Below are 23,736 nucleotides of genomic sequence, written 5' to 3' on the forward strand. Positions count from 1 at the left end.
GGGTCAGCGTCCGTCCTCCGCGTCGAGCGCCTCGTCGAGGGTTTTGGCGGCCATGATCAGCGACAGGTGGGTGAACGCCTGGGGGAAGTTGCCCAGTTGCTCCCCGCTCGGGCCGACCTCCTCGGCGAACAGTCCGACAGGGTTGGCGTAGGTCAGCATCTTCTCGAAGGTGTAGCGGGCCTGTTCCGTCCGCCCGGCCTGGGCCAGTGCGTCGACGTAGAGGAAGGTGCACAGGCTGAAGGTGCCCTCGGAGCCGCGCAGCCCGTCCGGCGATGCCGTCGGGTCGTAGCGGTAGACGAGGCTGTCGGAGACGAGCTTGCGGTCCATCGCGTCGAGGGTGGAAAGCCAGGCCCTGGAGCGGGGAGCGATGAACCCGACCCTGGGCATGAGCAGCAGCGAGGCGTCCAGGACGTCACCGTCGTAGTGCTGGACGAAGGCGCGCTCCTTCTCGCTCCAGCCGCGTTCCATGACCTGGTCGAACACGGCGTCCCTGGCCTTGCGCCACCGCTCCAGGTCGGCGGGCTTGCGGAAGTACTCGGCCAGGCGCATCCCGTGGTCGAAGGCGACCCACGCCATCACCCGGCTGTAGGTGAKGTCCTGACGGCCGCCGCGGGTCTCCCAGATGCCCTCGTCCGGCCGGTCCCAGGCGTCGGCGAACCAGTCCAGCGTCCTGGTGAGTGCCTGCCATGCCTCGAAGTTGGCCTGCTGCGCGATCTCGCGTCCCTCGTTCAGCGCGTACAGGGCCTCGCCGTAGATGTCGAGCTGGAGCTGGTCGGCGGCTCCGTTGCCGATGCGTACGGGGAACGAACCCCGGTAGCCCTCGAAGTGATCGAGTGTCTGCTCGGGCAGGTCGGGGCTGCCGTCGATGCGGTACATCGTCTGCAGCGGCTCGTCCTTGCCCTCGCGCTCCCGCAGCCGGTCCGCCAGCCAGTGGACGAAGGCGGTGGCCTCCTCGACGAACCCCAGGTCCAGCATGGCCCGCACGGACAGCGAGCCGTCGCGCACCCAGGTGAACCGGTAGTCCCAGTTGCGCTCTCCGCCGACCTGCTCGGGCAGGCCCGTGGTGGCCGCCGCGACCAGAGCACCGGTGGGGGCGTAGGTGAGGAGCTTGAGGGTGATGGCCGAGCGGTGCACCAGTTCGGGCCAGCGTCCCCGGTAGCGGGACTGACGCAGCCAGGTCTGCCAGAACCGGGAGACTTCCTGGACCTGTTCGTCGAGCCCGTCGACGGTGGGGGGTGCGGGCGCGGCGCCGCCCGAGGCGCAGACGGTGAATACCGCGCCGCCGGATTCACCGGACTTCAGCGTCACTTTTCCGCGCACGTCCTTGCCGTCGCGCTCCAGCGGGAACGTGCACCGCAGGTGCCCGTCGATCCCGGCGGACCGGAACACGGCGTGGTTCTGGCCGAGTTCGAGTTCGTGCTCGGCGCGGCCGTAGTCGAAGCGCGGCCGGCAGTCGAGCGTGAAGTCGACGGTCCCCCGGACGGCACGGATCACGCGGACCAGCGTGTGCCGGTCGGTGGCGGTGCGCGTGCGGTCCGGGGGCATGAAGTCCATCACCTCGCCCACCCCGTCCGGTGACATGAACCGGGTCACCAGGATGGCGGTGTCGGGGTAGTAGAGCTGCTTGCACGTCCCCGCGGGGTGTTCGGGTGCCAGCCGCAGGTACCCGCCGCCGTCGTGGTCGAGCAGGGCCGCGAAGATGCTGGGCGAATCGAATCTGGGAGCGGCGAACCAGTCGACGACGCCCTGCGACGAGACCAGTGCCGCGGTCTGCAGGTCGCCCACCAGGCCGTGCTCGGCGATGGGAGGGTAGCGGTCCATTACTGCTCCCGGATGTCGGCAAAGGCCTCTTTGTCCACTATCCGGTAATCCCATCGGCCCTGCCATGTCGACCCAGTCGCGTACACCCTCGGCCGGCCGCCCTCAGCTTGCTGCCCCTCCACCACCGGGGGTTACTGACGGTGAACAACGGAGGCCGTGGATGGAGATGATTCACCTCCGCCTGGTGAGCCCGGTCGATCTCACTCCTCGGGCGGTCGGGCTGCTCAGCGATGACCGCTACGTCTTCAACCTGGTCGTTCTGCACGGACTGGCGAAGAACCCCGACGGCGACGCGATCACGTGCGACATCCTGACCGGCGCCGCCAACGCCGTACTGCGCAAACTGCGCGAGCTGGACCTCGACCGCCGCGGATCCATCGTGATCGAGCCGGTGGAGATGGCGCTGTCCGGTTCCGCGGCCGAGGCGGAGCAGAAGCAGCTCGGAGCGCTCGCTCACGCGCCCGTCTGGGAGGAGGTCGAAGCGCGCATTCGCGCCGAGGGCACCTACCGCCCGAGCTTCTACGTCTACCTGGCCATCGCCGGCGTCCTCGGGGCCGTCGGCATCATCACCAACTCGCAGATCCTGATCGTCGCGGCGATGGTCGTCGGGCCGGAGTACGGCGCCATCACCAGCGTCGCGCTGGGCATCGACCGCGGCAGTCGCACCAGGGTCCGCCAGGGCCTGTTCGCCCTGACCGCGGGATTCCTGCTGGCCATCGCGGTGACCTTCCTCTTCTCCTGGGCGATCCGGGGGCTCGACTTTCAGCCCAAGGCGTTCGAGCTGGGCATCCGACCGGTCTCCACCCTGATCGACGCCCCCAACTTCTTCTCCGTCGTCGTCGCGGTCCTGGCCGGCGTGGTGGGGATCATGTCGCTGACCCAGGCCCGCACGAGCTCCCTGCTCGGCGTCTTCATCTCGGTCACGACCATCCCCGCCGCCGCCGACGTCGGCGTCTCGTGCGCGTTCTCCAGCTGGAGCGAGGCGCGCGGAGCGTTGATCCAGCTCCTCCTCAACATCGTGCTGCTGATCCTGGTGGGCGTACTGGCTCTCAGATTCCAGCGGGCCGTCTGGCGCTCCATCGGCCGGCGCAGCGGGCACTCCTGAAGCGGAACCGAAAGGGTCACCCGTGACGACGAACCAGGTGCTCGTGGGAGTGGGCCTGACCCTGGTCCTGGCGGTCGGGTCACAGGTCCTGGCGAGCCGCCTGCGCATCCCCGCCCTCATCGTGCTGCTGCCGGTCGGCTTCGCCGCCGGTGCGCTGATCGACGAGGTCAACCCGGAGCGGCTGCTGGGGTCGGCGTTCTCGCCTCTGGTGTCACTGGCCGTCGCCGTGATCCTCTACCACGCCGGCCTGGGGCTGAACCTGGCGAGGCTGAAGGGGCACACCCGCCGCGTCGTCGTCAGGCTGATCTGGATGGGGATCCTCATCACCTGGCTTCTCGGTGCGCTGCTCGCCGCGCCGTTGCTGGACATGTCCCGGTCGGCGGCCGTCATGATCGGCGCGATCCTCGTGGTGTCGGGGCCCACGGTCGTCGGACCGCTGCTCAGCTTCGTGCGACCGAACGACCGGCTCCAGCACATCCTGGTCTGGGAGGGCTCGCTGATCGACCCGATCGGCGGCATTCTCGGGGCGCTGGTCTTCCACCAGGTCGTGGCGAACGCGAAGCACCACGTCGGCAGCGGAACCCTGGGCTTTCTGGCCAGCGTGGGCATCGGGGCGGCCGGTGGAGTGGTCGGGGCGGCCCTGCTGTGGGGTCTGTTCCGTGTGCTGCGGCTCGGCGAGGTGCTCGGCACCACGGCTCAACTCGCCGCGGTCATCGGTGTGGCGGCCTTCTGCGACGTCCTGCGCGACGACGCGGGACTCATCGCCGCCGTGCTGATGGGGCTCGCCGTCGCCAACCTGCCCGGCATGGACGTCCCGGTCCGCCGGCCGTTCTTCGAGACCCTGGTCAGCCTGATCATCGGCCTGCTCTTCATCTCCATCTCGGCCACCGTCACCCCGCAGTCACTGCGCCACGTGGGCCTGCCCGCCCTCGCGCTCGCCGCCATCCTGGTGCTGGCCGTCCGACCGCTGGTCGCCGCGGTGTCCACCCTCGGCACGGACCTGACACGCGGCGAGAGGGGCTTCGTCGGCTGGATGGCGCCGCGCGGCATCGTGGCGGCCGCCACGGCGTCCACGTTCTCGGCCACCCTCGCCGCCAAGGGGATCGGCGGCGCGTCGAAGATCCTCCCCGCCACGTTCGTGGTCATCGTGACGACGGTGACGCTCTACGGCCTGACCGCTTCCGTCGTGGCCCGGCGCCTGGACGTCGTACGTCCCTCCCGCTCGCGTCCGCTGCTGGTCGGCGGTGACCCATGGGTGATCGACCTCGGTCTGGCCCTGAAGTCGGCGGGACTGGAGGTCCTGATGTGGGCGGGGCACGAGCAGCAGCGCGAACGCATCGAGCAGGCCGGGATCGAGCTCGCGTCCGGCGAGCTGCTCGCCGCCGTCACGGGTGAGCGGGCGGAGCTGGAGGGCATCACGACGGTGCTCTTCCTCACCTCCGAGGACGACTTCAACGCACTGGCGGCGGCGATTCTGCGCGGCAGCGTGGAGGGTACGGTCCACCAGCTCGGCGCACCGCCCGAGAGCCACGGCGTGGTGGCGCCGTTCATCGGCGGCGAGGTCCTGTTCGGCGCGCATCTGACCTGGCCGGTCCTCGCCCGCCGGTACGAGGAGGGGGCGGCCGTGCTGTCGCGGCCCGCCGACGAGGGTGCGCTGCCGCCCGGTTGCGACCTGCTGTTCGTGGTACGCCCGGACGGTCGCCTCGATCCGGTCACGGAAGCCGGGACACCGCCGGCGGGGCCGGGTGACACGCTCGTGCTGCTGGCGCCGGGCCCGTCGACGCAGTGACATTGCGCTGCGCGTCGCCTTTTCGATGAAATCCCCGCGCGGGTGGCCGGATTTCCGTGCCGGATCCGGGCCGGTTTCCTGATCCACTCGGAAAGGCGGGCATAAAGCGGATCCACTTCGGTCGGCGAACGGGCAGTGTCCTCCCGCGCCACAGCGCCCCCACCGCACTGTCCAGGCACTTTACCGTCCGAAAAACGGGCGCTTTCGGTCATGAACCGCTCTACGACGAACCTGTCAGTACGCGCAATCGCCTTGTAGAAATTTGGCCACGCGCAGAGCGTTGAAACGAAAGGTGTCGCCGTGGACGCCGAAGAACGAAGACGCGGAATTCTGGAAACGGCACGCCGTTCCGGATCCGTGGATGTCGGAGAACTCGCAGCCGACCTCGGGGTCTCCAAGGAGACCGTGAGGCGCGATCTGAGCCTGTTGGAAAGGCATGGGCTGGTCCGCCGCACCCACGGCGGTGCCCATCCCGTGGAGAGCGCGGGCTTCGAGACCACCCTCTCCTTCCGTACGACCATGCACGTCCCCGAGAAGTCGCGGATCGCGGCCGCCGCCGCCGAACTGCTCGGGGACGCCGAGACCGTCTTCATCGACGAGGGCTACACCCCGCAGCTCATCGCCGCCGCACTCCCCCGCGACCGGCCACTGACCGTGGTCACCTCCTCGCTGGCCACCGCCGGTGACCTGGCTTCGGCCGAGAACATCAGCGTGCTGCTGCTCGGCGGCCGGGTCCGTGGCGGGACGCTGGCCACGGTCGACCACTGGGCGACCCGCATGCTGTCCGGCTTCGTCATCGACCTGGCGTACGTCGGCGCGAACGGCATCTCCCGCGAACACGGACTCACCACGCCCGACCCCGCGGTCAGCGAGGTCAAGGCCCAGGTCCTCAGGGCCGCCCGGCGCCGGGTGTTCTCCGGGGTCCATACGAAGTTCGGTGGCGTGAGCTTCTGCCGCTTCGCGGACGTCACCGAGTTCGAGGCGATCGTCACCGATACCGGGCTGCCCGCCTCCGAAGCACACCGCTACTCACTGCTGGGCCCCGAGGTCATCCGGGTCTGAGCCGCAGTTCCTCCCCATCCCACCCTCGCAGGCCGGGGGCCTGGTCCCCCACGCCCTCGCAACACCCTGGAGTCAGTCATGCGCGCACGAAGAATCACCCACATCCTCATCACGGCCACCGCCACCGGCTCGCTGCTCGCCGCCTGCAGCGGGGCGGGGGGCTCCGGCGGCTCCGGCGGCGGCGGGCAGAGCATCAACGTGCTGATGGTCGGCAATCCGCAGATGGAGGACATCGCGAAGCTCACGAAGGACACCTTCACCAAGGACACCGGCATCAAGGTGAACTTCACGATCCTTCCCGAGAACGAGCTGCGCGACAAGGTGACCCAGGACGTCGCCACCCAGGCCGGCCAGTACGACGTCGCCACCATCGGCGCCTATGAGGTACCCATCTGGGAGAAGAACGGCTGGCTGCACGAACTCAGCTCCTACGCCGACAAGGACACGAGCTTCGACAAGGCCGACCTGCTGAAGCCGATGGTCACCTCCCTGTCCGGCTCCGACGGCAAGCTCTACGCCCTGCCGTTCTACGGCGAGTCCTCCTTCCTCATGTACAACAAGGACGTCATGCAGGCGAAGGGCGTCACGGTGCCCGAACACCCCACCTGGCAGCAGATAGCCGACATCGCGGCCAAGGTCGACGGCGCCGAACCCGGCATGCGAGGCATCTGTCTGCGCGGTCTGGCCGGCTGGGGCGAACTCGGGGCGTCCCTGACGACCGTGGTCAACACCTTCGGCGGCACCTGGTTCACCAAGGACTGGAAGGCCGAGGTCAACAGCCCGGCGTTCAAGAAGGCGACGAACTTCTACGTCGACCTCGTCAGGAAGCACGGCGAGGCGGGAGCGGCACAGGCCGGCTTCACCGAGTGCCTGAACGCCATGAGCCAGAAGAAGGTCGCGATGTGGTACGACGCGACCAGCGCGGCCGGGTCGCTGGAGGACCCCAACGCCAGCAAGATCGCCGGCCATGTCGGCTACGCCTACGCGCCGACCGTCGAGACCAAGAGCAGCGGCTGGCTGTGGAGTTGGGCGTGGGCCATGCCCAAGACCACGAAGAAGGCCGACGCCGCCTCGAAGTTCATGCTGTGGGCCTCCGGCAAGGACTACGAGAAGCTCGTCGGCGAGAAGCTCGGCTGGTCGCGCGTCCCGGCCGGCAAGCGGGCCAGCACCTACGAGATCCCGGAGTACCAGAAGGCGGCCGCGGCGTTCGGTGACATCACCCTGAAGTCCATCGAGGGAGCCGACCCGGCGAACCCGGGCCTCCAGCCCAGGCCGACCGTGGGCGTGCAGTACGTGGCCGTCCCCGAGTTCCAGGACCTGGGAACCAAGGTCACCCAGGAGATCTCCGCCGCCATCGCCGGCAAGAGCGGCGTGGACAAGGCACTCGACGACGGCCAGAAGCTCGCCGAGGACGTCGCCAAGAACTACCGGTGACCGTCGGACCACCGGCGACCTTCACCGCCCGGCCGGCCTCGGCGCCGGCCGGGCCCCCTCCCCACCCCCGCCGTCACCGGCAGAGGAAAGCCATGACCACGCTCACCGCTCCACCCAAGACAGCACCACCGCCCAGCCGCCGGCGCACGTCCGCGGGCGCCGGGAAGTGGCGGCGCCGCATCCCGCTGCTGCCGGCGCTGGTCTTCACCATCGTCGTCACCCAACTGCCCTTCGTGGCCACGCTCGTCATCTCCACGCTCCAGTGGAACGTCCTCAAGCCGGGCGAGCGGCACTTCGTCGGCCTGTCCAACTTCCGGTTCGTCTTCACCGACGAGCGGCTGCGCACGGCGGTGCTCAACACCGTCGTACTCACCGCGTCGGTGGTGCTCATCAGCGTGGTCCTCGGCCTCGGTCTGGCGATGCTGCTCGACCGCCGGTTCCTGGGCCGCGGTCTGGCGCGGACGATGCTCATCGCGCCGTTCCTCGTCATGCCGGTCGCGGCGGCGCTGCTGTGGAAGCACGCCATCTACAACCCCGACTACGGACTGCTCAACGGCACCCTCAACGCCGTGTACCGCTTCTTCGGCGCGGAGAACGGCCCCACGATCGACTGGGTGTCCACGTACCCCATGCCCGCCGTCGTGATCTCGCTGGTCTGGCAGTGGACACCGTTCATGATGCTGATCCTCCTGGCCGGTCTGCAGGCGCAGCCCGGTGACGTCCTGGAGGCGGCCCGCATGGACGGCGCGTCGGCCATGGCGACCTTCCGCTTCATCACCCTGCCGCACCTGCGCCAGTACATCGAGCTGGGCGTCCTGCTGGGCACGATCTACGTCGTGCAGACCTTCGACGCGGTCTACACCATCACCCAGGGCGGCCCCGGCTCCCGGACGACCAACCTGCCCTACGAGATCTACCTGACCATGTTCCGCAAGTACGAGTACGGCCAGGCGGCCGCCGCCGGCGTGGTCGTCGTACTCGGTTCGATCGTGATCGCGACTTTCGCGCTGCGCACCATCGCGTCGCTGTTCCGCGAGGAGGTGTCCCGATGACCGCACACGCGGCAGCCGCCGCTCCCGGGGCGAGGCTCAAGAAGCTCGTCCGCCGCCGCGACGACCACGGCGGTGCGCCGCGGCTGTCGCCGCTGTGGACCTTCGTGGCCTGGCTCGCGACGCTGGCGTTCTTCGCGCCGGTGGCGTGGATGGTACTGACGTCCTTCCACCAGGAAGCCGACGCGGCGACCAATCCGCCCTCCCCGCTCGCCCCCGTCACCTTCGACCAGTACAAGCTGCTGTTCAGCCGGGACATCACCCCGTTCCTTCTCAACTCGGCTATGGCGAGCGTCATTTCGACGGTGCTGGTGCTCGCGCTGGCGGTGCCGGCGGCCTACGCGCTGTCCATCAAGCCGGTCAGGAAGTGGACCGACGTGATGTTCTTCTTCCTGTCCACCAAGTTCCTGCCGGCCATCGCGGCCCTGCTGCCCGTGTACCTGATCGTCAAGGACGCCGGGATGCTGGACAACGTGTGGACGCTGATCGTCCTCTACACCGCCATGAACCTGCCGATCGCGGTCTGGATGATGCGCTCGTTCCTCGCCGAGGTGCCCAAGGAGATCCTGGAGGCCGCCGAGGTCGACGGCGCGGGCCTGCTGACCGTGCTGTGGCGGGTCGTAGCGCCGGTCGCGATGCCGGGACTGGCCGCCACCTCCCTGATCTGCTTCATCTTCAGCTGGAACGAGTTCATGTTCGCCGTGAACCTCACCGCGACGAACGCGTCCACCGCGCCGGTCTTCCTCGTCGGCTTCATCACCAGCGAGGGCCTGTTCCTAGCCCGGCTGTGCGCCGCCGCCACGCTGGTCTCCCTGCCGGTCCTCATCGCAGGCTTCGCCGCCCAGGACAAACTGGTCCGCGGCCTTTCCCTAGGAGCAGTCAAGTGAAAGCCGCTGTCATCGAAGCCCCCGGCAAGGTCACCGTCACCACGGTGCCCGACCCCACTCCCGGCCCGCGCGAGGTCGTGATCGACGTCGCGGCCTGCGGACTGTGCGGAACCGACCTGCACATCCTCCAGGGCGAGTTCGCCCCGACCCTGCCGGTGGTGCCGGGCCACGAGTTCGCCGGCGAGGTCGTGGGCCTCGGCAGCGAGGTCACCGAACTCGCCCTCGGCGACCGGGTCGCCGTGGACCCCTCGCTGTACTGCAACGAGTGCCGCTACTGCCGGACCGGACGCAACAACCTGTGCGACCGGTGGCAGGCGATCGGGGTGACCCGGTCCGGCGGCGCCGCCGAGTACGCCCTGGCGCCCGTCGCCAACTGCGTACGGCTGCCCGACCACGTGGACACCCAGGACGCGGCACTGATCGAGCCGCTGTCCTGCGCGGTGCGCGGCTACGACGTACTCAGCAGCCGGCTCGGCTCCCATGTGCTGATCTACGGCAGCGGGACGATGGGCCTGATGATGCTGGAGCTGGCCAAACGCACCGGCGCCGCCTCGGTGGACGTCGTCGACATCAACCCGGAACGGCTGGCGACGGCCCAGAAGCTGGGCTGTTCCCAGACCGCGCTGTCGGCCGAGGACTTGAGCCGCCCCGCCGGCTGGGACGTGGTCGTCGACGCGACCGGCAACGCCGCCGCCATCCAGGACGGCCTGGACCGGGTCGCCAAGGCCGGAACCTTCCTCCAGTTCGGCGTCTCCGACTACGCGACGACGGCCACCATTTCGCCGTACCGCATCTACAACCAGGAAATCACCATCACCGGCTCCATGGCGGTGCTGCACAGCTACGAACGCGCGGCCGAACTGTTCGCCACCGGGGTGCTCGATCCACAGCTGTTCATCAGCCATCGGCTGCCACTGACGCAGTACCCGGAGGCACTGGCCCATTTCGCATCCGGCCAGGGACGAAAGATCGTCGTGGTGCCCTGACCCTCACCGGCCGGGGCCGCGTGCCCGACCTGCTCTTGGTGGGGCGGCGAACACGCCCAGCGTCCTCTTCGCCGCGTCGCCCCTGCACGGTTCTGCGCAGGGGCCGCGGTCCAGGACGCAATCCCCTACCCGCTCCATCCGCACCTCGTGCAGTGGCTCCACATCCACGACGGCGCCCCCATGTACGACGCCCCGATCTGGCCGGGCGGCTATGTCCCCTACGGCATCGACGCGCTCAAGGGCGGGCCGGAGTACATGGCCGAGATGCTCGACGAGTTCAACGATCAGCGCGAGGAGGATCCCGAGAACTGGATCCTGGACCCGTGGGCGGATCCGCTGTGGCTGCCCATCGCCGGTACGAACACGGGGGAGAGCCTCCTCATCGACCACCGGCCCGGCGACACCTGGGGCAACATCATCGAGGTCGACTACGAGGGCAACGAGGTCACCGCGGTCCGCTGGCAGAACCTCGGGGAGATGCTCCGGCTGATGGCCGAGTCCCTGGAGTCCGGATCCCCGATGCCGTACTCGCGTCAGTACAGGTACGTTCCCCGCCTGGACGAGGGCCCACCCCGCTACCTCAACTGGAAGCCCTGACCGCGCCGTCGGGACCGGCGGTCAGGGTGGCGTCGACCGCCTGCCACTTCCCGTCCCGCCACACCCGCTCGGGGCCCGGGGTCAGTTCGGTGGTCAGCGACAGACGACGACCTTCTTCTTCGTCCGCTTCGCCTCGACGATGGCCCATGCCTTGGAGCCCTTGGCGCGCTTCGCGGCCCATGCCATGTCGGCTTCGAAGATGTCCGTCTGCGACGGCTGCGACGGCTGAACCTTCGCCGGTCCGCTCGCGGAGGCGGTGCTCGTGGAGACGGTCGCGCCCGCGACGAGTGCGGTCTCAGCGACCAGGAGCAGCGCGGCCCCGACGGCTACGCGTCTGAGGCGCCTGCGCGGCGCCCGTTGGCCGCCGGCCGCAGCCGCCCCCGGACCCGAACGCACCCGCGACCCCTGCACAGTTCCCTGCAGGGGCCGCAGCAGTACGCCGGCACTCACGCGCCGGGCTGAGGGTGCGGGAAGAGACCGCCGGCCCACGGGCCCGTGAACGCCTCAGCATCCATAAGGCGGACGCCGGTCGACCGCGGGTGACCGAGACGCAGACGCCGATGTACACGGCGAACATGTCGAGGACAAAGACGAGGCGGACGACGCACGTGGCGCCGAACGCGCTGGGCGAAGCCAGGGCAACGGGCGGGGCACCCACATGCTCGGGACGAAATCACAGGTCACAGCCGTGCTGGCATCATCCTGGACCTGTAAGAAGCGGAGTTCGCTGCACGCCACGCACCCTCGAAAACCGCGTATTCGCAGGCCAGAAGGTTTCTGCACGCGTAGCAAATGGTGGGGCGGGTGGGACTCGAACCCACGGCCGACGGATTATGAGTCCGCTGCTCTAACCGGCTGAGCTACCGCCCCATAGCGGCGTGTCGCGTACAAGTGTGCGCGCCGTCTGCCGCAGCATAGCCGCTCATACGATCTCCTGCTTCGCATGGTCGACTTCGCATGCCCTGAAGGACTCCGCCGCGACCTGCACGGTTCCCGCTGCAGGTGATCAGACATGAAAAAGGACCCCCACGGGGGTCCTCGTTCAGCATGCTCCCCCGACTGGACTCGAACCAGTAACCTGCCGGTTAACAGCCGGCTGCTCTGCCAATTGAGCTACGGAGGACCGAGCTCCCCCGACTGGACTCGAACCAGTAACCTGCCGGTTAACAGCCGGCTGCTCTGCCAATTGAGCTACGGAGGAATGCCTCGTTGCATCGAACGTACCTACCTGGGTAATCGCCAGGGGGCGTGCGCTCGCTGCGACACATACATTAGCGCAAGCAGGGGGGTGCTCCGCCAATCGGTTCCCTCCGGCACCGACGCCGCACCAGGGACCTACTCAAAGGGAAGGGTGGCAGCCATGCGCTACCGGCTCACGTTCGTCATCGGAGTAGCCGTCGGTTACGTCCTCGGGACACGCGCCGGACGCGAGCGCTACGAGCAGCTGAAGAAGACCGCCCGGGAGATCTCGCAGAACCCCGCGGTGCGCAACACCGCGGAGTCGGCGGCACAACAGGGCCGCGTCTTCGCGGGCAAGGCGTACCACACGGTCAGCGAGAAGGTGGGCGACCGAGTCCCCGAGACCGTGGCCCAACGGGTCCGCTCCCTACGAGAGCGCAGCGCCCACAACGGAGGCGCGGAGGACGACTGGGGCACCAGCAACACTTAGCGGCGTGTCCTGGATGCCGATGACGGCCGCGCCCTCAGGGGCGCGGGGAACCGCGCGACAGGCCACACACAACCCGCACCCGAAATCCAACACGCACCCCTACGGCGCCCACGGCCCAAGCCGGCGCAGCACTCAGGCACAATTTGGGCCATGGGGATAGTCGCCGGGTTGGACAGTTCGCCCGATTTCACGCGCATCGTCGTCTGCGACACGGATTCAGGCGCCGTGCTCAGGCAGGGGTACGCCCCGCATCCGGTGGAGTCGCCGGAGGGCGGCGCGCGTCCCTCCGACGTCGACCCGCAGGCCTGGCTGCTCTCACTCGGTGAGGCGGCCACCGGCGGGCTGCTCGAAGGTGTGCAGGCCATCGGCGTGTCGGCGCAGCAGAACGCGGTGGTGCCGCTCGACGCACAGGGCAACACCGTGCGCCCCGCGATGGTGGGCGGCGACAAGCGCGCCCAGGTCGCGGCGGCGGATCTGATCGACGCGCTGGGCGGGCGCGAGGCGTGGGCTCAGGCCGTGGGGTGTGTGCCGCAGGCCCCGCAGCCGGTGACCAAGCTGCGCTGGCTGGCCAAGACCGAGCCGGAGAACGCGGTACGCACCGCCGTCCTCATGCAGGCACACGACTGGCTGGTGTGGCAGCTGCTCGGCCGGCCCGTGAGAAGGACCACAGACCGGGGCGGCGCCTCGGGCACGGGCTACTGGTCGGCGGCGACCGGCACCTACCGCGGCGATCTCGTCGAGCTGGCGCTCGGCCACCAGGCGATGCTGCCCGAGGTGATCGGGCCGGCCGAGGCGGCCGGTACGACGCCGGAGGGGCTGCTGATCTCCGCGGGGACCGGCGAGACCATGGCCGCCGCCTTCGGGCTCGGCATCGGGCTGGGCGACGCCGTCGTGTCGCTCGGCGCGTCCGGATCCGTCATGGCCGTCCACCCCGAGGCGCTCGTCGACAGCTCCGGGATGATCACCTCCCTGGCCGACGCGACCGGCATGCACCTCCCGGTCGTCACCACCCTCAACGCCGTCCGCACCCTGCGCGGCGCCGCCGAACTGCTCGGCGTGCCCGATCTGGAGGGCCTGTCCGACCTGGCGATGAAGTCGACGCCGGGCGCGCACGGCCTGGTGCTGCTGCCCTATCTGGAGGGTGAGCGGACGCCGAACCTGCCGCACACCGCGGGCACGCTGGCGGGGCTGCGGCGGGAGTCGATGAAGCCGGAGCATCTGGCGCGGGCCGCGTTCGAGGGCATGCTGTGCGGGCTCGCGGACGCGCTCGACGTGCTGCGCGGCCGGGGTGTCGACGTGCGGCGGGTCTTCCTCCTCGGGGCGGTCGCCGAGCTGTCCGCGGTGCAGGCGGCGGCGCCCGCGCTGTTCGGGACGCAGGTCGTCGTACCGCAGCCCGCGGACTACGCGGCGATCGGCGCCGCCCGCCAGGCGGCCTGGGCGCTCGGTGTGTCGCAGGGCTCGCTCGACCCGCGCACCCCGCCGATCTGGCAGGGCGCGGCGGCGCAGGTCCTGGATCCCGGCGAGGAGCTGGCGGTGGGCCAGGCGGTGCGCCAGCAGTTCGTGTCGGTGCGGGAGCAGACGCATCCCGGGGCGTTCCGGTCGTAGGAACCGGGCGCTTCGGATCTCCCGGAAGGTAAGAGCCCGGTAGGAACCGGACCCGGAAGGCCGTACAGGGCGGCGCTGACGGGTTAATCGGTTGAGGTAACACCGCTGGAGTGTTCGACGATAGGGGCCAGGGGCAACCAAAGCGGCCCCATCGCCGACTCCGAGAGAAGCAGCGTGCTCATACGACTTCTGCGGACCCACCTCAGTCCGTACCGAAAACCCATCACCTTGCTGGTGCTGCTGCAGCTGCTGCAGACCTGCGCCACTCTCTACCTGCCCACGCTGAACGCGGACATCATCGACGAGGGTGTCGTCACCGGTGACACCGGCTACATCCTCAGCTACGGCGCCCTGATGATCGGCATCTCGCTGGCGCAGGTCGTGTGCAACATCGGTGCCGTCTACTACGGCGCCCGGACCGCGGCGGCGCTCGGCCGGGACGTGCGGGCCGCCGTCTTCGACAGGGTGCAGTCGTTCTCGGCACGAGAGGTCGGCCACTTCGGCGCGCCCTCGCTGATCACCCGGACGACCAACGACGTCCAGCAGGTGCAGATGCTGGTGCTGATGACCTTCACGCTGATGGTGTCGGCGCCCATCATGTGCGTCGGCGGGATCGTGCTGGCGCTCGGTCTGGACGTGCCGCTGTCCGCGGTGCTGGTGGCCGTGGTGCCCACCCTGGGCATCAGCGTGTACCTGATCGTGCGGCGGCTGCGGCCGCTGTTCCGGACCATGCAGGTGCGCCTGGACACGGTGAACCGGGTGCTGCGCGAGCAGATCACCGGCAACCGGGTGATCCGCGCGTTCGTACGCGACGAGTACGAGCAGCACCGGTTCGGCAAGGCCAACACGGGGCTCACCGAGATGGCGATGGGCACCGGCAATCTGCTGGCGCTGATGTTCCCGATCGTCATGACGGTGGTGAACCTGTCGTCCATCGCGGTGGTGTGGTTCGGCGCCCATCGCATCGACAGCGGCGGGATGCAGATCGGTGACCTGACCGCGTTCCTCGCCTATCTGATGCAGATCGTGATGTCCGTGATGATGGCCACCTTCATGTTCATGATGGTGCCGCGCGCGGAGGTGTGCGCCGAGCGCATCCAGGAGGTCCTGGACACCTCCTCCAGCGTGGTGCCGCCGGTCGCGCCCGTGCGGGAGCTGCGCAGGCACGGTCACCTGGAGATCCAGGGCGCGGGCTTCCGCTATCCGGGTGCCGAGGAGCCGGTGCTGAAGTCGATCGATCTGGTCGCACGGCCGGGTGAGACGACGGCCGTGATCGGCTCGACCGGCAGCGGCAAGTCGACCCTGCTGGGGCTCGTCCCCCGGCTGTTCGACGCGACCGACGGCCGGGTGCTGGTGGACGGGGAGGACGTCGCGACGATCGATCCCCAGGTGCTGGCCAGGACCGTCGGGCTCGTACCGCAGAAGCCGTACCTGTTCGCCGGGACCGTCGCGACCAACCTTCGCTACGGCAATCCGGACGCGACGGACGAGGAGCTGTGGCAGGCGCTGGAGGTGGCGCAGGCCAAGGAGTTCGTGTCGCGGCTGGAGGGCGGGCTCGACGCGCCCATCGCGCAGGGCGGGACGAACGTCTCGGGCGGTCAGCGCCAGCGGCTCGCGATCGCTCGCACCCTGGTCCAGCGTCCGGAGATCTATCTCTTCGACGACTCCTTCTCGGCGCTCGACTACGCCACCGACGCCGCCCTGCGTGCGGCGCTCGGGCGCGAGACGTCCGAGGCGACCGTCGTGATCGTCGCCCAGCGGGTGGCGACCATCCGGGACGCGGACCGGATCGTCGTGCTCGACGAGGGCCGGGTCGTCGGCGCGGGCCGGCACCACGAGCTGATGGCGGACAACGAGACGTACCGGGAGATCGTGCTCTCCCAGCTGACGGAAGCGGAGGCTGCCTGATGGCCGGGCCCATGGGACGGATGATGGCCGGCGGCGGTCCCGATCAGCGTTCGCTGGACTTCAAGGTGTCGGGCAGGCGGCTCGTCGCCCGGTTCAAGCCCGAGCGGCTGACGATCTACGTGCTGCTGTTCTGCGTGGTCGTGAGCGTGGGACTGTCGGTCGCCGGGCCGAAGATCCTCGGTGAGGCCACCGACCTGGTCTTCGCGGGCATCGTCGGGCGGCAGTTCGCGTCCGGGATGACCAAGGATCAGGTCCTGGCGGCCATGCGGGAGCGCGGCGACGGGCAGATCGCCGACATGCTGCGCAGCACCGACTTCACGCCGGGCCAGGGCATCGACTTCGGCGCGGTGGGGAACGTACTGCTCTTCGCGGTGGCCGTGTTCGTCGTCGCCGGTCTGCTGATGGCGGTGGCGACGCGGCTGGTGAACCGGGCCGTGAACCGCACGATGTACCGGATGCGCGAGGACGTGCAGACGAAGCTGTCGCGGCTGCCGCTGTCGTACTTCGACAAGAGCCGGCGCGGCGAGGTGCTCTCCCGGGCGACCAACGACATCGACAACATCGGGCAGACGCTCCAGCAGTCGATGGGGCAGCTCATCAACTCGGTGCTGACGATCATCGGTGTGCTGGCGATGATGTTCTGGGTGTCGTGGCTGCTGGCGCTGGTCGCGCTGGTGACCGTGCCGCTGTCGTTCGTCGTCGCCACGCGCGTGGGCAAGCGTTCGCAGCCGCACTTCGTGCAGCAGTGGCGCACGACCGGCAAGCTCAACGCGCACGTCGAGGAGATGTACACCGGGCACACCCTGGTGAAGGTGTTCGGGCGGCAGGAGGAGTCGGCCAGGCAGTTCGCCGAGCAGAACGAGGCGCTGTACGAGGCGGGCTTCAAGGCGCAGTTCAACAGTGGTGTGATGCAGCCGCTGATGCTCTTCGTGTCGAACATCAACTACGTCCTGGTCGCGGTGGTCGGCGGTCTGCGGGTCGCGTCGGGCTCGCTGTCGATCGGTGACGTGCAGGCGTTCATCCAGTACTCGCGGCAGTTCTCGATGCCGCTGACGCAGGTGGCGTCGATGGCGAACCTCGTGCAGTCGGGTGTCGCCTCGGCCGAGCGGGTCTTCGAGCTCCTCGACGCGCAGGAGCAGCAGGCGGATCCCGTGCCGGGCGTGCGGCCGGAGGAGCTTCGGGGCCGGGTGGCGCTGGAGGGCGTGTCCTTCCGGTACGACCCCGAGAAGCCGCTGATCGAGGACCTGTCCCTCACGGTGGAGCCGGGGCACACGGTCGCCATCGTCGGCCCGACGGGGGCCGGCAAGACGACGCTGGTGAACCTGCTGATGCGGTTCTACGACGTGTCGTCCGGGCGCATCACCCTCGACGGCGTCGACATCTCCCGGATGTCCCGGGACGAGCTGCGGGCCGGGATCGGGATGGTGCTGCAGGACACCTGGCTGTTCGGCGGCACGATCGCGGAGAACATCGCGTACGGGGCGTCCCGGGACGTGACCCGCGGCGAGATCGAGGAGGCGGCGCGGGCCGCCCACGCCGATCGGTTCGTCCGCACGCTGCCCGACGGGTACGACACGGTGATCGACGACGAGGGGTCGGGGGTCAGCGCGGGCGAGAAGCAGCTGATCACCATCGCGCGGGCGTTCCTGTCCGATCCGGTGATTCTGGTGCTGGACGAGGCGACGTCGTCCGTCGACACCCGTACGGAAGTCTTGATCCAGAAGGCCATGGCGAAGCTGGCGCACGGGCGTACGTCGTTCGTGATCGCGCACCGGCTGTCGACCATCCGGGACGCGGACACGATCCTCGTCATGGAGAACGGCTCGATCGTCGAACAGGGCGCGCACGGGGAGCTGTTGGCGGCGGACGGGGCGTATGCGCGGTTGTACAAGGCGCAGTTCGCCCAGGCGGTGGCCGAGGTGGACTGAGTCGCGTTCGGGTGTGCCACGTGGTGTCGTGGGGCGGCTGCGGGTCCGTTGTGGCTGGTCGCGCAGTTCCCCGCGCCCCTGAAGGGGCGTCGGCCGCACGTACCCGAGGGGCACGGACAACTGCGCGACCAGCCCCCACCGGCCCGCGGACGGCGTCAGTCCAGATAGCCCCTCAGCTGGTCCGCAAACGCATGGTCGCGCAGCTTGTTGAGAGTCTTCGACTCGATCTGGCGGATGCGTTCCCGCGTCACGCCGAAGATCCGGCCTATCTCCTCCAGCGTGCGCGGGCGGCCGTCCGCCAGGCCGTACCGCAATTGGACGACCTTCCGCTCGCGTTCGCCGAGGGTGGACAGGACCGCCTCCAGGTGCTCCCTGAGCAGCAGGAACGCCGCCGACTCGACCGGCGACGCCGCGTCGCCGTCCTCGATCAGGTCACCGAGGGCGACATCGTCCTCCTCGCCCACGGGCGCGTGCAGCGACACCGGTTCCTGCGCCAGCCGCAGCACCTCGCTGACCCGCTCGGGCGCCAGGTCGAGGTGGGCGGCGACCTCGTCCGGCGTCGGTTCGTAGCCGCGCTCCTGGAGCATGCGGCGCTGGACCCGGACGACGCGGTTGATCAGCTCGACGACATGGACCGGCACGCGGATGGTGCGGGCCTGGTCGGCGAGGGCGCGGGACATGGCCTGGCGGATCCACCAGGTGGCGTACGTGGAGAACTTGTAGCCGCGGGCGTAGTCGAACTTCTCGACCGCCCTGATCAGGCCGAGGTTCCCCTCCTGGACCAGGTCGAGCATGGTCAGCCCGCGGCCGACGTACCGCTTGGCCACGGACACCACGAGCCGCAGATTCGCCTCGATGAGGCGGCGCTTGGCCATGCGGCCCATCACGACCAGGCGGTCCAGGTCGAGGGCGAGCTGGCTGTCCAGGTCGGGGGTGCTGCCGAGCTTCTCCTCGGCGAACAGGCCGGCCTCGACGCGGCGGGCGAGGTCGACCTCCTCGGCCGCGGTGAGCAGCGAGATGCGGCCGATCTCCCGCAGGTACTGGCGGAACAGGTCGGAGGAGGGACCGCTGTTGTCGGCGGCGCGACTGCGGGCCGGCAGCGGTGCTTCCACCGGCTCGGCGGCCTCGGGGGCGTCCAGCGCCTCGGCCGGGGGCTCCGCCGGCTCGGCCGGGGCCTCCGGCTCCGACTCGGGGTGGTGCACGACGCGGCTCTGCGGCGGCACCGCGACGAGAACGTCGGGCTCCGCGTCCGGCTCCGCGCCGTCCGTACCGGTGTCGGTCTGAATGAGGGTCTGGGTCTGCACGGGGGCGACCTCCAGGATGATCGCTGCCGAGGCGTACGGCAGCGCTGCTTCGAGGGCGGAGTCGGCGGCCTTGCCGCTGTCCGTCCCGTACGCGATGAGCGGAACCGCGGGGGTGTGGGACCCGTGGGGAACGGATCGGCCGCGCTCCGAGGACTCAGGCACCGGAACCCAGTGTGGAGTACGACACATCGCCGCCACGAGGGGCGTGCGGTGACTTTTTGCAATCGGTCCGTGACCCCGCGGTTACCCTGCCGTACGGGAAAGCGCGGCGCGGCTCAGAGCGCTGCCGCGCCCCGCCCCCGCAATGCCTGGTCGTACTGCTGCAGCACCCACAGTTCGTTCTGCACGGCGGCCAGTTGGGCAGGGTCGCCGCCCGCGCCGAGGCGGGTGAGCTGGCTCTGGACGTCGCGGACGCGGCGCTCCACGGCACGGCGGCGGACGGTGACGAGCTGTTCGCCGGCGTAGTTCTCATCGACGGTCCTGCGCAGGATCGCCTCGACGGCCAGCTCCGTGACCATCGCGCGGACCTGGTCGTCGGGGGCCGCGTCGCGGACGCGGACCAGGTACTCCTGCCCGTCCTTGATGCCGTACTCCGCGCCGCCCGCGTCCATGATCGCCTGGCGTACGGCGGCGTAGGGCACGGCCGTGAACTCGTCGACGCCGTACGCGTCGAAAGCCGGGGAGACCAACTCGGGGCGCTGGAGGGCGAGTTTGAGCAGCTCGCGTTCGGTGGCGTAGACGGGGTTGCGCAGGGTCAGGGCCGGGCCGGAGGCGCGGGGCGTCGGGGCGGCGTCGTACTGCTGCTGTGAGCCGCGGGAGGTGGGCGCCTGGCCCCTGCCGCCGCGCTCGCGCGCCCAGCGCGCCAGCTGGGCCACCCGCTTGACCACGAACTGCGTGTCCAGGATGCCGAGCATGCCCGCGAGCTGGACCGCCACCTCGTGCTGGGCGCCGCTGTTCTTGATGCGGGCGACGATCGGCGCCGCCTCGTCCAGCGCGGCCGCGCGGCCGGCCGGGGTGTCGAGGTCGTAGCGGACCACGATCTGGCGCAGTGCGAACTCGAACAGCGGGGTGCGCGGTTCGACGAGGTCGGAGACCGCCTCGTCGCCCTTCGCCAGGCGCAGATCGCAGGGGTCCATGTTGTCCGGCGCGATGGCGATGTAGGTCTCCGCCGCGAACTTCTGGTCGTCCTCGAAGGCGCGCAGGGCCGCCTTCTGGCCGGCCGCGTCGCCGTCGAAGGTGAAGATGACGCGGGCCGAGCCGTTGTCCATCAGCAGGCGGCGCAGGATCTTGATGTGGTCGCCGCCGAAGGCCGTACCGCAGGTGGCGATCGCTGTCGTGACCCCGGCGAGGTGGCAGGCCATGACGTCCGTGTAGCCCTCGACGACGACGGCCCGGCTGCTCTTCGCGATGTGCTGCTTCGCCAGGTCGATGCCGTAGAGGACCTGGGACTTCTTGTAGAGCGCCGTGTCGGGCGTGTTCAGATACTTCGGCCCGTTGTCCGCCTCGTACAGCTTGCGGGCGCCGAAGCCCACGACGTCCCCGGCGATGTCGCGGATCGGCCACATGAGGCGGCCCCGGAAGCGGTCGATGGGACCGCGCCGGCCCTCCTGCGACAGCCCGGACAGGAGCAGCTCCTTGTCGGTGAAGCCCTTGCCGCGCAGATAGCGGGTGAGGTGGTCCCAGCCCTGGGGGCTGTAGCCGACGCCGAAGTGGACGGCGGCGGCCTGGTCGAAGCCGCGCTCGGCGAGGAAGATGCGGCCGGTGTCCGCCTCGGGGCTGGTCGCCAGCTGCTCGGCGTACCAGTCGGCGGCGATCTTGTGGGCCTCGACCAGGCGGATGCGTTCGCCGCGCTGATGGGAGGGGTTGTAGCCGCCCTCCTCGTAGCGCAGGGTGATGCCGGCCTGGGCGGCGAGCCGCTCGACCGCCTCGGAGAAGGAGAGGTGGTCGACCTTCATCACGAACGTGATGGTGTCGCCGCCCTCCTGGCAGCCGAAGCAGTGGAAGAGCCCCTTGCTCGGGCTGACCTGGAAGGACGGCGACTTCTCGTCGTGGAACGGGCAGAGCCCCTTGAGGTTGCCCCCGCCCGCGCTGCGCAGCTGGAGGTACTCGGACACCACGGCGTCGATCGGGACCGCGTCCCGTACCGCCTTCACGTCCTCGTCGTTGATCCGTCCTGCCACGAGGTGATTCTACGGTGGTGGACTGACACATCCGGGGCGAGCTTCACGCCCGAAGGTGCGCGGGGAACCGCGACGGGCCGCAGCTCACCCGCACCCGCACCACGAGCGAACCCGGCAGACGACTAGGCGATCAGGTTTTCCAGGCCGACGTGCGGGTCCGCCAGGGCGTCCGTGTTCACCTGGGCCCTCGACCGGATCAGCTGCTGGATCGGCTCTGTGACGTCCCACACGTTCACGTTCATCCCGGCCAGCACCCGGCCGTTCTTCATCCAGAACGCGATGAACTCCCGCTTGCCGACGTCCCCACGGATCACCACCTCGTCGTACGACCCCTCGGGCGCCCACCCGCTGTACTCCATCCCCAGGTCGTACTGGTCGGAGAAGAAGTAGGGCACCCGGTCGTAGGTGACGTCCCGGCCGAGCATCGCCCGCGCCGCCGCCGGTCCGCCGTTGAGCGCGTTGGCCCAGTGCTCCACCCGCAGCCGGGTGTCGAACAGGGCGTGCGGGAAGGACGCCACATCGCCGGCCGCGAAGATGTCGGGGTCGGAGGTGCGGAGCCGTTCGTCGACCACGACCCCACGGCCGTGGGCGCGGTCGGCGATCTCCAGCCCCGCCGCCTCCGCGAGGCCGATGCGCGGGGCCGCGCCGATCGCCGCGAGGACGTCGTGCGCGGGGTGCTCCTCGCCGTCGTCGGTGCGCGCGGCCAGCACCATGCCGTCCTGGCCGACGATCTCCGTCAGCCGCCGCCCGAAGTGGAACCGCACCCCGTGCTCACGGTGCAGCTCGGCGAAGACCGCGCCCAGCTCGGGGCCGAGGGCGCCGTGCAGCGGGGTCGGGCCCGGCTCGACGACGGTGACCTCGGCACCGTACTCACGGGCGGCCGCCGCGACCTCCATGCCGATCCAGCCGGCGCCGGCGATCACGAGGTGCCCGTTGTCCCGGCCCAGCGAGCTGAGGACGCCCTTGAGGCGCTCGGCGTGCGCGAGGCGGCGCAGATGGTGGACGCCGGCCAGGTCGGTGCCCGGGATGTCGAGGCGGCGCGGCTCGGCGCCGGTGGCCAGCAGGAGCTTGTCGTAGTGGACGACGGTGCCGTCCTCGCCGAACCGCACCGTCTTCGCCGTACGGTCGATCGCATCGACGGTCTGGCCGAGGTGCAGTTCGATGTCGTTGCGCGCGTACCAGGCGGGTTCGTGGACGAAGACGCTGTCGCGCTCCTCCTTGCCGAGGAGGAAGCCCTTGGACAGCGGCGGCCTCTCGTACGGGTGGTCGCGCTCGTCGCAGATCAGTATCACCCGCCCGGTGAAGCCCTCCGCTCGGAGCGTCTCGGCCGCCTTCGCGCCGGCGAGTCCTCCTCCGACGATGACGAATGTCTGATCCGCGTCGACCACTTGATGCCTCCTCGTAAGCGTGCCGCCACATGAGCGTCCCGCACGCAGCGTGATGCGGGAAGAGGGGGTGACCCGATCAGGCCACGCAGGGTCACTTTCGAGTGCCCGTTCGCCCCCGGTGTCTCACCCGTCGCGCGCGGGTGACGGGCACCGCGCTCAGGCCCGCGCGGTGAGCCGCGTGTGCAGGGTGCGCGCCGACGCGTCCGTCAGGGATGCGATCTGGTCGACGATCACGCGCTTGCGGGCGCGGTCGTCGGGCGCCTCGTCGAACAGGGCGCGGAACTGCGGGTCCAGTCCCTCGGGCGCGCGGGCGGTGAGCGCCTCGGCCAGTTCGGCGACGACGATCCGCTGGTCGGCGCGCAGCCGCTCCTGCTCGGCGCGCTGCATGACGTACCGGTCGGCGACGGCCTTGAGGACCGCGCACTCCAGACGGGTCTCGTGCGGTACGACGAGTTCGGCGCCGTAGCGGGTGAGCCGTCCGTCGCCGTACGCGGCGCGCGTGGCGCTCTCGGCGGCCAGGCAGAAGCGGCCGATGAGCTGGCTGGTGGCGTCCTTGAGGCGGGCCTGCGCGACGGCGGAACCGTCGTAGCCGTGCGGCCACCACGGTGCGTCCTGGAGCCGGTCGAGGGCGGCGGCGAGCTCGGCCGGGTCGGTGTCCTCGGGGACGTAGCGGCCGATGGCCACGGCGAAGATCTCGCGGCGTTCGGGGTCGGCGTGCAGGCAGTTGGGGTCGATGTGGCCGGCGTGCAGGCCGTCCTCCACGTCGTGCACGGAGTACGCCACGTCGTCGGACCAGTCCATGACCTGGGCCTCGAAGGTGGTGCGGGAGCCGGGGGCGTCCTTGCGGACCCAGTCGAAGACGGGCCTGTCGTCCTCGTAGACGCCGAACTTCGGGGACTTGGGGTCGGTGGGGTGGGCGCCCGAGGGGTCGTACGACGAGGTGGTGATCCGTGGGGACGTCGGCAAGCGGGAGTTCATCGCGTTCTGGATGAAGAACGGCCGGGTGCTGGCCGGGATGAACGTG

16 protein-coding genes, 3 tRNA genes and 2 pseudogenes are annotated in these 23,736 nt (G+C 69.8%); 12 read left to right on the forward strand and 9 right to left on the reverse strand.

Going from position 1 to position 23,736, the window contains the following annotated elements; translation table 11 throughout:
* Positions 1-3: 3 nt before the first annotated feature.
* Positions 4-1,821, reverse strand: coding sequence for a glycoside hydrolase family 15 protein (locus EAO75_RS34230; RefSeq protein ID WP_147999057.1), 1,818 nt, complete (start codon positions 1,819-1,821; stop codon positions 4-6).
* A gap of 160 nt (positions 1,822-1,981) precedes the next feature.
* Here EAO75_RS34230 and EAO75_RS34235 point away from each other — a divergent pair, with 160 nt between their 5' ends.
* From EAO75_RS34235 to EAO75_RS34270, 8 genes and pseudogenes are all read left to right on the forward strand, one after another.
* Positions 1,982-2,926: a DUF389 domain-containing protein gene (locus EAO75_RS34235; RefSeq protein ID WP_147999058.1), complete on the forward strand. Its 945-nt coding sequence runs from the start codon at positions 1,982-1,984 to the stop codon at positions 2,924-2,926.
* 22 nt (positions 2,927-2,948) lie between these two features.
* Positions 2,949-4,715 (forward strand): cation:proton antiporter, encoded by a 1,767-nt coding sequence (locus EAO75_RS34240; RefSeq protein ID WP_147999059.1) that lies wholly within the window; start codon positions 2,949-2,951, stop codon positions 4,713-4,715.
* A gap of 300 nt (positions 4,716-5,015) precedes the next feature.
* A complete protein-coding gene (locus tag EAO75_RS34245) occupies positions 5,016-5,777 on the forward strand; it encodes a DeoR/GlpR family DNA-binding transcription regulator (protein ID WP_147999060.1) in 762 nt (253 codons plus the stop codon).
* Between the two features lie 78 nt (positions 5,778-5,855).
* On the forward strand, positions 5,856-7,211 hold the full coding sequence (locus tag EAO75_RS34250; protein WP_147999061.1) for an ABC transporter substrate-binding protein: 1,356 nt from the start codon (positions 5,856-5,858) through the stop codon (positions 7,209-7,211).
* A 92-nt stretch (positions 7,212-7,303) separates the two neighbouring features.
* Complete coding sequence (locus EAO75_RS34255; protein ID WP_147999062.1) at positions 7,304-8,263, forward strand: carbohydrate ABC transporter permease; 960 nt, start codon at positions 7,304-7,306, stop codon at positions 8,261-8,263.
* Positions 8,260-9,147, forward strand: coding sequence for a carbohydrate ABC transporter permease (locus EAO75_RS34260; RefSeq protein WP_147999063.1), 888 nt, complete (start codon positions 8,260-8,262; stop codon positions 9,145-9,147). The genes EAO75_RS34255 and EAO75_RS34260 overlap by 4 nt, the downstream gene beginning before the upstream one ends.
* Positions 9,144-10,133, forward strand: a complete 990-nt coding sequence (locus EAO75_RS34265; RefSeq protein ID WP_147999064.1) for a zinc-dependent alcohol dehydrogenase family protein — start codon at positions 9,144-9,146, stop codon at positions 10,131-10,133. The genes EAO75_RS34260 and EAO75_RS34265 overlap by 4 nt, the downstream gene beginning before the upstream one ends.
* Before the next feature lie 117 nt (positions 10,134-10,250).
* Positions 10,251-10,730 (forward strand): annotated as a pseudogene (locus tag EAO75_RS34270) (SMI1/KNR4 family protein); the annotation flags it as partial.
* 93 nt (positions 10,731-10,823) lie between these two features.
* On the opposite strand, the gene EAO75_RS46190 reads toward EAO75_RS34270, so the two are convergent.
* The 4 genes from EAO75_RS46190 to EAO75_RS34285 form a co-directional block, all read right to left on the reverse strand.
* Complete coding sequence (locus tag EAO75_RS46190) at positions 10,824-11,180, reverse strand: hypothetical protein (protein WP_222724014.1); 357 nt, start codon at positions 11,178-11,180, stop codon at positions 10,824-10,826.
* 343 nt (positions 11,181-11,523) lie between these two features.
* Positions 11,524-11,600, reverse strand: a tRNA-Ile gene (locus tag EAO75_RS34275).
* A 180-nt stretch (positions 11,601-11,780) separates the two neighbouring features.
* Positions 11,781-11,853, reverse strand: a tRNA-Asn gene (locus tag EAO75_RS34280).
* Between the two features lie 5 nt (positions 11,854-11,858).
* Positions 11,859-11,931 (reverse strand) — tRNA-Asn (locus tag EAO75_RS34285).
* 159 nt (positions 11,932-12,090) lie between these two features.
* Here EAO75_RS34285 and EAO75_RS34290 point away from each other — a divergent pair.
* The 4 genes from EAO75_RS34290 to EAO75_RS34305 all read left to right on the forward strand — a co-directional run bounded on the left by EAO75_RS34290 (position 12,091) and on the right by EAO75_RS34305 (position 17,840).
* Positions 12,091-12,399 (forward strand): YtxH domain-containing protein, encoded by a 309-nt coding sequence (locus EAO75_RS34290; RefSeq protein WP_107906708.1) that lies wholly within the window; start codon positions 12,091-12,093, stop codon positions 12,397-12,399.
* Positions 12,400-12,549: 150 nt separating this feature from the next.
* Positions 12,550-14,004, forward strand: a complete 1,455-nt coding sequence (locus EAO75_RS34295) for a xylulokinase (RefSeq protein ID WP_147999066.1) — start codon at positions 12,550-12,552, stop codon at positions 14,002-14,004.
* Positions 14,005-14,178: 174 nt separating this feature from the next.
* Positions 14,179-15,912, forward strand: coding sequence for an ABC transporter ATP-binding protein (locus EAO75_RS34300; protein WP_147999067.1), 1,734 nt, complete (start codon positions 14,179-14,181; stop codon positions 15,910-15,912).
* Complete coding sequence (locus EAO75_RS34305) at positions 15,912-17,840, forward strand: ABC transporter ATP-binding protein (protein WP_147999068.1); 1,929 nt, start codon at positions 15,912-15,914, stop codon at positions 17,838-17,840. The genes EAO75_RS34300 and EAO75_RS34305 overlap by 1 nt, the downstream gene beginning before the upstream one ends.
* A gap of 155 nt (positions 17,841-17,995) precedes the next feature.
* Here EAO75_RS34305 and EAO75_RS34310 read toward each other — a convergent pair whose 3' ends face one another.
* From EAO75_RS34310 to EAO75_RS34325, 4 genes and pseudogenes are all read right to left on the reverse strand, one after another.
* Positions 17,996-19,306: an RNA polymerase sigma factor gene (locus EAO75_RS34310; RefSeq protein WP_147999069.1), complete on the reverse strand. Its 1,311-nt coding sequence runs from the start codon at positions 19,304-19,306 to the stop codon at positions 17,996-17,998.
* 113 nt (positions 19,307-19,419) lie between these two features.
* A complete protein-coding gene (gene dnaG, locus EAO75_RS34315) occupies positions 19,420-21,324 on the reverse strand; it encodes a DNA primase (protein ID WP_147999070.1) in 1,905 nt (634 codons plus the stop codon).
* Between the two features lie 122 nt (positions 21,325-21,446).
* Positions 21,447-22,712 carry an NAD(P)/FAD-dependent oxidoreductase gene (locus EAO75_RS34320; RefSeq protein WP_147999071.1) on the reverse strand — a complete coding sequence of 422 codons (1,266 nt, stop codon included), beginning with the start codon at positions 22,710-22,712 and terminating at the stop codon, positions 21,447-21,449.
* A 156-nt stretch (positions 22,713-22,868) separates the two neighbouring features.
* Positions 22,869-23,736, reverse strand: a pseudogene (locus EAO75_RS34325) (deoxyguanosinetriphosphate triphosphohydrolase); the annotation flags it as partial.

The sequence above is a fragment of the Streptomyces sp. UW30 genome, from assembly GCF_008042075.1.
In the GTDB taxonomy this organism is placed as follows: Bacteria; Actinomycetota; Actinomycetes; order Streptomycetales; family Streptomycetaceae; genus Streptomyces.